The sequence below is a fragment of the Bacillota bacterium genome (assembly GCA_024655925.1).
In the GTDB taxonomy this organism is placed as follows: domain Bacteria; phylum Bacillota; class DTU025; order DTU025; family JANLFS01; genus JANLFS01.
The window spans coordinates 1-2388 of the sequence record JANLFS010000204.1; the positions used below are offsets into that span (position 1 = coordinate 1).

The 2388-nt window shown below is 60.5% G+C and carries 3 protein-coding genes and 1 riboswitch; all 3 genes read right to left on the reverse strand.

The window, feature by feature from the left end; genetic code table 11:
- A partial coding sequence (locus NUW23_16080) for an ABC transporter substrate-binding protein (GenBank protein ID MCR4427668.1) occupies positions 1-976 on the reverse strand: 976 nt, incomplete at its 3' end.
- 43 nt (positions 977-1019) lie between these two features.
- Positions 1020-1784, reverse strand: a complete 765-nt coding sequence (locus NUW23_16085; GenBank protein MCR4427669.1) for an ABC transporter permease — start codon at positions 1782-1784, stop codon at positions 1020-1022.
- Positions 1768-2073, reverse strand: a complete 306-nt coding sequence (locus NUW23_16090; protein ID MCR4427670.1) for a thiamine-binding protein — start codon at positions 2071-2073, stop codon at positions 1768-1770. Before NUW23_16090 ends, NUW23_16085 begins: the two co-directional genes overlap by 17 nt.
- A 95-nt stretch (positions 2074-2168) precedes the next feature.
- Positions 2169-2277: riboswitch (TPP riboswitch) on the reverse strand.
- Positions 2278-2388: the final 111 nt, after the last annotated feature.

Below are 2388 nucleotides of genomic sequence, written 5' to 3' on the forward strand. Positions count from 1 at the left end.
GCTTGTTCTCATACATCCAGTCGGCGAAGCGCTGCCAGACTTCCTCGCGCTGGTACCCCCAATTCGGGGCGTCCTCCTGGTACCTTGGAGAGAGCCAGGCCTGGCTCGCCCGGGCAAGTTCCGGCTTGATCTCTGGGACCCGGCGGACCAGGATGTCCGCGGCCTCACCCGGGTTCGCAATTGCATACGCGTAGCCCCGACTGGTGGCCTTCATGAACCTGCGGACGACGTCCGGGTTGGAGGCTATCATTGCCTCACTTGTGACCACGACCGGGGTGTAGTAGTCGGGGACAGCCCAGGTATAGTCCCGTAGCATGACTACGTTGAGAGGGATTCCCCTCAGCTCCGCCTCGATGCCCTGCCACCCATAGAAGATCCAGGCAAGGTCGATGTCCCTCTGGAGCATTATGAGAAGGTCGCCCTCGCCCACTGTAACCTGCTTGAGCCTGGAGAAATCGCCTCCGTCCGCCTTCATCAGGCTCGAGAGGATCGCAGTCTCCATCGGTGAACCCCATCCGCCGTACACAAGGCCCGCAAACTCCTTCGGACGCGCGACTCCCTTCCCTGCGAGAGTGGCGAACCCGGAAGTGTTGTGCTGGATAACCGCTGCAACCGACACCAGCGGAAGGCCGGCCGCCCGAGCGTTGGTGACCCACTCCTGGAAGCTGATGCCGAAGTTGACCCTGCCGGCCGCGACCATCTGCTCCACGGAACCGCCCTGTCCAGGCGTGAGAAGTTTGAGGTCGATGCCTTCCTCGGCGTACCATCCGCAGTCGAGGGCTACGTAGATGCCCGTATGATTCGTGTTGGGCGTCCAGTCCAAAAGAAGCGTCACCGGTGTGAGACGGGCGCGCGCTGTCACGGTCGCAAGCCCGCCCAGGGTGGCCACTGTCGCAAGAAGGCATACTAAGGCGACAGCCAAGAGAATCCGACGTCTGCGGTGCTTTGCACCACCCGTATATAGCGATTGTGTCATGGGAATGCCTCCTTTTCGTTCCTGAGTTGCCGAATCCAATTCCTCATTTGCTCTCATGGTTGTTCTTCGAATACCAGGGAATCGCCATCGCGGCCAAGCGGTTCACGGCCCAGAACAGCAGTAAACTCAGGGCAGAGATCACCACTATCGCCGCGAACACTCTGTCAGTCAAGTATGAGTGTGACGCGCGCGTCAGGTACACCCCGAGGCCAGCGTCCGCTCCCATCCACTCTGCCACCACAGTTGCGATGATCGAGTAGGTTATGGCTACTCGAAGCCCTGTAAAAAGCGAAGGAAGCGATGACGGCCACCGAATCTTCCAAAACAGGCGCGCTGGGGATGCGCCCATCGTGCGCGCGAGTGCCACCAGCTCCTGGTCGGCCGCCTCAAGTCCATCGATGACACCCACTGTCACAGGGAAGAAGCATGCGAGGCCAACCAGGAGGACCTTGGGCAGGATCCCATACCCGAACCACAGAGTCAACAAGGGTGCAACCACCAGGGTTGGCACCGTCTGCGACGCGACGAGAAGTGGATAGAGGTTGAACCGCAATACCGGCAGTGTGTGGATGAGCACCCCGAAGACAAGCCCGCCGCCCACAGCCAACGCAGTCCCAAGCGCTGCGGCCTTGAGGGTGTGCAGCGTGTGCCAGACCAGCAGCTCCGCCGTGTCGCGTCCGGCGCCCATGATGCGAACCGGCCCCGGGAGAAGCCATGGGGGCAGTTCGAGCCATCGTACCAAAACCTCCCACAGGACCATGAGGGCCAAAATGACCCCGATTCCCCATACTCTAGTGACCCGCCGCACGGTACTTGGCCACCTTCTCCTCCATCGTGCTCGGCTCTTCACTGTTGACGATCTTGACGTAAGTAATCACGGTTCCAACACCCGTCTTCCGGACCGCCTCCTGTGCCCGGAGAACGATATCAAGCAATTCCGAGATCTCGCCTTCCATGACTGTCTCGAGCGGGCCAACCTGGTACTTGACGCCAGACCTCTCGACTACTTCGATCGCACGGTCCACCGCTGAATACACTCGTTCCTTGGGCCCTTCCACGAGCGGCAACACCTGAAACCCAACACTCCCCCACGCCACGAGACTTCACTCCTCCCCTTTCGGAGATGATCTCCCCGCCCGCACCGGGACAACAAAATGCGCCGCACTCCCGATCCCGGGTTGCGGCGCACCTGCATGCGATCCCGTTGACTCCCTTCGCTGGTATTACCCAGATCAGGTATGCGGGTCGGCAGCCCTTCGCTGCCCTCTCAGCCGGCTCGGCCAGCTCCCCGGGGACATATGTTTAGTAAGATGATTTTACCACTGCAGGTTCGAGTGTGCAACGGATGAGTTTTGGGTGTCTGAGTCAAGAAGAAGTGGGGAGTCCCCCTTTCCTCGAATCGGTTACGCTTG